The 6469-nt window shown below is 63.1% G+C and carries 5 protein-coding genes; 2 read left to right on the top strand and 3 right to left on the bottom strand.

Translation table 11 applies throughout. The annotated features are described in order from the left end of the window. Window positions 1–693 precede the first annotated feature (693 nt). Window positions 694–1512, top strand: a complete 819-nt coding sequence (locus HMPREF9440_RS02160) for a sensor histidine kinase (protein ID WP_172634268.1) — start codon at window positions 694–696, stop codon at window positions 1510–1512. A gap of 12 nt (window positions 1513–1524) precedes the next feature. After that, a complete protein-coding gene (locus HMPREF9440_RS02165) occupies window positions 1525–1806 on the top strand; it encodes an ATP-binding protein (RefSeq protein WP_008541059.1) in 282 nt (93 codons plus the stop codon). A gap of 87 nt (window positions 1807–1893) precedes the next feature. Here the strand turns inward: HMPREF9440_RS02165 and HMPREF9440_RS02170 are convergent, their stop codons facing one another. From HMPREF9440_RS02170 to HMPREF9440_RS02180, 3 genes are all read right to left on the bottom strand, one after another. Further along, window positions 1894–3324, bottom strand: coding sequence for an NCS1 family nucleobase:cation symporter-1 (locus HMPREF9440_RS02170; protein ID WP_008541060.1), 1431 nt, complete (start codon window positions 3322–3324; stop codon window positions 1894–1896). A 208-nt stretch (window positions 3325–3532) separates the two neighbouring features. Next, window positions 3533–4894, bottom strand: coding sequence for an allantoinase AllB (gene allB / locus HMPREF9440_RS02175; RefSeq protein WP_008541061.1), 1362 nt, complete (start codon window positions 4892–4894; stop codon window positions 3533–3535). Between the two features lie 13 nt (window positions 4895–4907). Continuing rightward, window positions 4908–6356: a YfcC family protein gene (locus HMPREF9440_RS02180; protein ID WP_040763243.1), complete on the bottom strand. Its 1449-nt coding sequence runs from the start codon at window positions 6354–6356 to the stop codon at window positions 4908–4910. Window positions 6357–6469 lie beyond the last annotated feature (113 nt).

Genomic DNA, 6469 nt, shown 5'->3' on the forward strand with positions numbered 1-6469 from the left:
TCGAACCTCTTCCGTGAAGAGGTTCCTAAAGTAGAAGGCAAGGAGGAAACCATAAAAAGTTCATTGTTTCGCTTGCTGTTTTGTTCGTCTCGTCTGCGGTAATGGCGTTGGGTCTCGGCGGGCCTAAGCGCAATGTGAATGACACATCGAAGATGTCGGGATTGCATTCCTTGCACCATGCAACGAACTCTTCAATGCCCGCGCGGTCAGTATGGAAGTCGCGAGATTCCTGGTACTCCCGGTGATTGTCGTCTTGCCTCTGGAAGCAACACACAAGGAGGCCCAGATGCACGTCGATGCCGATTGCGGAGCGGTAGCGGGCGCGGACAGTGATTTCGGGAGCACTGACCTCAGCTAGCGCGGATCGCAGTGGTTTTGGCTTAGACTTGCTCATAGCCCCTCCTGTAACTGGGTGGGGTTTGGCGAGCCCTCGGCATACGGGTGATGTTGGAGAAACAGCAGACACAGCTTCCGCTCGGAAGATGCGCTCATTTTTCCATACGCCTAGTTCTCTCAATGAGAGACAGAGCAATATAGGGTGCGAAAGATCGGCTGCAATTTTGCATCGGTAACCGCGATGCGGTGCGGTGCCAAAAAAACGTACGCAGACTGGTCGCGTGCCGAGGGCTCCCACCTCTTTCATGATAGAGGGTGGCGAGCCTTCATGACGCCATCACGATTTTGCCTTCAACCGTGGAAGTTGTGGGTACCGACCCCCGCTTCAAACCGATTCCGCCCGCTTGGGCGGACGTGCCTCAAGGCTTTTCCGTCTTCCCGGACCACCAGGACGGACGCGATCTTTACGTCTATCGCGGACGCATCGGCGGCAACGAATACATCATCTCCCGAATCCGACTCACGACTTTCGACTATGAGAGCGAGTTGGAGCACATCTTCCTTGCCGTCGCGGTGATCCTTCTCATCGCCGTCGCCGCGGCGGGGAGCTTCCTCGCGATCGTCATTCTGAAGCCCGTGAGAGAGCTCACGAACATGATCGAAGACCGCACGAAGTCCCACCGCTACGAGGGGCTCGGCGCCCACGACGCGCACGGGGACGAGGTGGGCCGCTTGGGTGCGGTGGTGGACGGGAGCTTCCGGAGGCTCTACGACGCCCTGGAGCGCGAGCGCGCCTTCGCGGGGGACGTGAGCCACGAACTCGCCACGCCCCTCACGACCGCGCGGATGAGCCTCGAGATGCTCGGGATGTCGCCTTTGAGTCCGCACCAGGAAAAGCACGTCGAGCGCGCCCACCGGGCGCTCCTCGAAATGGATGAGCTGATCACGAGCTTTTTGGCTTTCGCAGGGGACGCCTACGAGGCGGAACTCCAGGCGACCGACACCGTCTCCAAAATCATGGGGCGGATGCGCGAAATCTGGTCGGGACCTGCCAAGGAGAAGGGGCTCTCGTTGAGCTTCGTCACCGAAGCCCGCTGCGAAGGGGCCTTCTCGCCGGTCCTCTTGGGGACGGTCGCGTCCAACATCATCAAGAACGCCGTGCTTCACACGCGCTAGGGCGCCGTCGTCGTGACGGAAACCGCGACGGGCTTCCGGGTGGAGGACACCGGGGGCGGCATTGCGCCCGAGAAGCGCGAGGGGCTCTTCGACGACTTCGGGAAGGGTGAAGGGCGCGTGAATCTCTCGCGCGACGTCGGGCACGGGATCGGGCTTCACCTCGTGCGGCGCTTCGCGGACCGCTGCGGTTGGGGCTTCCGCTTTGAAGACATCCCGACGCCCGAAGGCGCCGTCGCGGGGACGAGGTTCGTCGTGGAACTCGTGCGCGGTGAGACGGGGAGCAAGGAGGCCTGAGCGGGGTCGCGAAAAAGGCGCCCGGGCGTCCCCCCTCAGGGATCCGCCTGGACGCCTTCCGAACGTCGCGCGCGTAGGGTTTCGCGCTCAGCTCTGCGGTTGACCGTTGATGAGGTCTCGGTTGATCAGGTAGTAGAGAAGGCTCGAAACCGCCACCCCGATGAAGAACGAGAAGTTCGAGATCCCGCCCGGAACGAGGAGCGCGCCCACGCTGCACAGCCCCGCCGGGATGAGCGCCGCGACGGCGCGCGGGTTGACGCCCTTTTTGTACCAGTAGCGCCCGTCGGAGGACGTGTTGTAGAGGTCCGGCACGTGCACGATGCGGTGCTTCACGGCGTAGAAGTCGACGATCATGATCCCGTAGATCGGGCCGATGAAGCCGGCCAGAAGGTCGATCGTGTGGTGGATGACTTCGGGCGTGGAGAAGAGGTTCCAGGGGAGGATCAGCACCGAGACGACGGCGGCGATCAGGCCCCCTCGGCGCCAGGTGATCACCTTCGGGAAGACGTTCGAGATGTCGAAGGCGGCCGAAATGAAGTTCGCGACGATGTTGACGCCCACCGTGGCGGTGAGGAGCGTGAAGCCCAAAAGGAGCACGGCCCACTTGTTGTCGAGGTGGCCCATCAAGGCGATCGGGTCGATCAGCATCTGACCGAAGACGGCGGGCGTCCCCGAAATCGTGATGACGGCGATCGAGGAGAAGAAGACGAAGTTGATTGGAAGCCCCCAGAAGTTCCCGCGGCGCATGTCCTTCAAGCTCTTGCAGTAGCGGGAGAAGTCGCCGTAGTGGAGGGTGGGTCCGGCGAAGTAGGAGACGATGAGGGCGGCCCCGAGAATGATGTTCCAAATGACTTCCGGCGGCGTGAGCGTGCGCTCCGAGAGCGAGAAGGAAATGTTCTCCCAACCGGCCTCGGCGATCACGTAGATCATCAGGATCACCATGACGACGTAGACGGCGGGGCCCGCCCAGTCGATGAAGCGGCGGATGACGTCCATGCGCGCGAGAAAGAGCGCCGTCTGCGCGAGCCACATCGCGATGAAGCACCACCAGCCCAAATGCGAGAGCCCGAGGAACTTCACCTCGGCCATGGGCTGAAGTTCGGGGAAGTAGTAGAGCACGACCACGAGCAGCGCCGCGCTCGCAAGGTACGTCTGAATCCCGTACCAGACGACGGCGATGATCCCGCGGATCAAGGCCGGGGTGTTCGACCCGTAGACGCCGTAGGTCATGCGGCTCATGACAGGGAAGGGCACGGCGTAGCGCTGGCTCGGCACGCCGATGATGTTCGCGAGGATCTGAACGATCACGATCCCGAGGATGAGGGAAACGAAGACCTGCCAGCCGGCAAGCCCGAGCGAAAAGAGGGTGCCTGCGAAGACGTAGCCGCCCGCGCTGTGGACGTCCGACATCCAGAAGGCGAAGATGTTGTACCAGTTCCAGGTCTGTTTGGTCGGCAGGAGATCCTCATTGGCGAGCACGCTTTCCGTGTCCACGCCGTGAAGGTGGTCTGTCATCATGGGTCTCCGTATTTTGATTGGTGCATTGCGGATACCCTGATTCTCGGCAATCCCTTTGGGGGACCTTGGGCCTGAGGTGACAACCATGTGTCATTCAACGACATAATTGTACAACACCCGTCGCCCAAAGACGAAAGAGGCCTCCGCGCCCTAGGCGCAGAGGCCATCCTGAGGAAGTAACGGCAGATACTTTCAGCCGTCGCCGGGGTTACTTCGAGAGTTCGATGCGCTTCCCGGCGGCTTCGCCCACGATCCCGTCTTCGAGCGTGTAGACCGTGCGGCCGCGCACGATGGTGCGCGCGATCCGGCAGCCGATCTCACGGCCTTCGTAGGCCGAGAACTTGTTCTTGTAGTAGAGATCTTCGGCCTTCAGAACGTAGCTCTTCTTGGGGTCGATCAGGACGAGGTCGGCGTCGAACCCAAGCGCGATCTCGCCCTTGCCTTTGAGGCGGAAGCGGCGCGCCGCGTTGGTCGCGAGCGCACGGGCGAGCACGACCGGGCTGATGTGGCGCTTCAGAACCGCCTCGTCGAACATCGCGTCGACGCAGTTCTGCGCGCCGCTGATGCCGCCCCAGGCGCGGAAGGCATTGTCCGACGACTTGAGGTCCGGCGTGCAGGGCGAGTGGTCGGAAACGAGCATTTCGATCCCGCCCGAGGCGAGGAGTTCCCAAAGCTCGACCTGGTGACGGCGGTCGCGGATCGGAGGCGAGCACTTCGCCTTCGCGCCGATCGCGTCCAACTCTTCCGTGCAGAGAAGGAAGTAGTGCGGGCACGATTCAAAGCTCGCGTCGACGCCGCGGGCCTGGGCGCGCATCACCTCTTCGATCACTTCGGCGCACGAGCAGTGCGCGATGTGGATGCGGCAGCCGGCGGCCTCCGCGATCATGAGCACGCGGTGCACGGCTTCGACTTCGGTCCAGATGGGGCGCGAGGCGACGTAGTCGGAAAGAAGCGTCTTCCCGGCGGCTTCCGCCGCCTTCCCGAGGCCGTCCGTCACCGTGGCGTTTTCGCAGTGCACGACCACGAGGCCGTCCTTCTCGGCGACGCGTTTGCAGCCCTCGAAGAGTTCGTAGTCGGTGACGTTCTTGAAGTCGCCGGGCTTTCCCGACCCGCAGGTCGCGACGAACGCCTTGAAGGCGGCGACGCCGGCGTCGGCCAAGGGCGCGAGGTCGTCCAGGTTCCAGGGAACGATCCCGCCCATCGGGCTGTAGTCGACCCAGCACTGATTTTCGGCGGCTTTGAGCTTCAATTCGAGCGTCTCGACCGTCGTCGTGGCGGGGATCGTGTTGAGGGGCATCTCGACGAACGAGGTGATGCCGCCCGCGGCCATCGCCTTGGTGCCGGTTTCGTAGCCTTCCCATTCGGTGCGGCCCGGTTCCGAGACGTGCATGTGCGGGTCGACCATGCCGGGCATCACGTAGAGCCCCGCGGCGTCGATGACTTCCTTGGCCGAGGCCGGATCGATCTTGTGGGCGATTTCGGCGATGCGGCCGTCCTTGACGGCGATGTCCACGGTGGCGACTTCGTCGGCGAGGACGACGCGGCCGTTCTTAACGATCAGATCATGCATGTTGGTGACTCCGTCAGAACGCGAGGTCGAAGACCTGCTGGAGATAGAGAGCGCCGCAGCAGACAGCGCCGAGGATGAGCATCAGCGGAGTATAGAAGCGGATCCACTTCATGTAATCGACCTTCGCGATGACGAGCGTGGCGATGAAGAAGCCCGACGTCGGGAAGAAGATGTCGGTGAGCTGGCCGCCCCAGGCGTTCGCCGAGACGATCGCCTGCTGCGACACGTCGAGAAGCGTGCCCAGGGGCGAGAGAATCGGCATCGTCAGAATGGTGAGCGCGGTGGCGCCCGGGATGAGCGCGTTGAAGATCGCCTGTTCCCAGAACATCGCGATGGCGGAGAAGGCGGGCGGCACCGAGGCGAGCATGCCTTCCAGCCAGTAGACGATCGTGTCCGTGATCACGCCCTTGTCCATGACGACCGCGATGGCCGCGGCGACGCCGCAGAGGAGCGCCCCCACCATGAGGTCGCGCATGCCGGCGTTGATGTCGTTGCAGATTTCCTGCGCGCTCTTCCCGGCGATGACGGCGGCGATGATGCCGATCGCGAGGAAGAGACCGCCGATCGCCTGGAACCCGAGGTTCATCGAGAGGATGAGGTAGATGGCGATGGGGAAGAGGACGAGGCAGGAGATGCCGGCCCAGACCTGGCGCTGCGTGAAGACCATTTCTTCGCCGCCCGTCTTCGCGGCTTCCTCTTCGGCGAACTTCGCGCGGAGTTCCTTGTCGGTTTCGTACGTGAGGCTCTTCGTCGGGTCCTTCTTCACGCGTTGGGCGTAGACCATGACGTAGACGATCGAGATGAGGATGACGATCGCGAGGACGACGGCGCGAAGGCCCGAACCCGAGAACATCTCGATCTGCGCGATCTGCTGACCCATGCCGACCGAACCCGGAATCGTGAGGCCGAAGGTGAAGCCCATGCAGGGCCCGAGGAGCGCGACGGCGGTCGCGGTCATCCCGTCATAGCCGAGTCTGTAGAAGAGCGGGAGGAATACGGGGAGGTACGCGAGCGAGAGTTCCGGCACGCCGATGAAGGCGGCGAGAAGCGAGAGCACGAGCATCAGGATCGGGGCGACGAGGAATTCCGAGGAACCCACCGCCTTCGAGAGGCGCTGCACGCCGAGGTCGATCAGGCCCGCACGCTTGATGAGGCCCATGCAGGCGCCCACCATGAAGGTGAGGCAGACGATCGCGGCGGCGCGCTCAAACCCGTACGGGATCGCGGTGATGATGTCGAAGAGGCCGGCGGGGTGCTGCTCCACCGCCTTGTACGTCCCGGCGACGACGAGGTTCTGCGTGCCGTGGGCGGTTTCAACGACGGCGCGGTCGTACTGCCCCGCGGGGACGATGTACGTGAGCACCGCCATGAAGAGGATGAAGATGCCGAGGATGATGTAGATGTCGGGCATCTTGAAGCCCTTCTTCTTCGGGGCTTCGGTCGTGGTCTTGTCGTGGGCCATGGTCATGACTCCGGGAATGTGGAAGAGTCGGGCCGGGGGCGCGCCCCGGCCGGTAGAAGCGTCGTTCGGGGGTTCAGTTCACGCCGACAACGGCGGAGAGGAGCGCCATGCGC

Source organism: Sutterella parvirubra YIT 11816 (genome assembly GCF_000250875.1).
Lineage (GTDB): Bacteria > Pseudomonadota > Gammaproteobacteria > Burkholderiales > Burkholderiaceae_F > Sutterella > Sutterella parvirubra.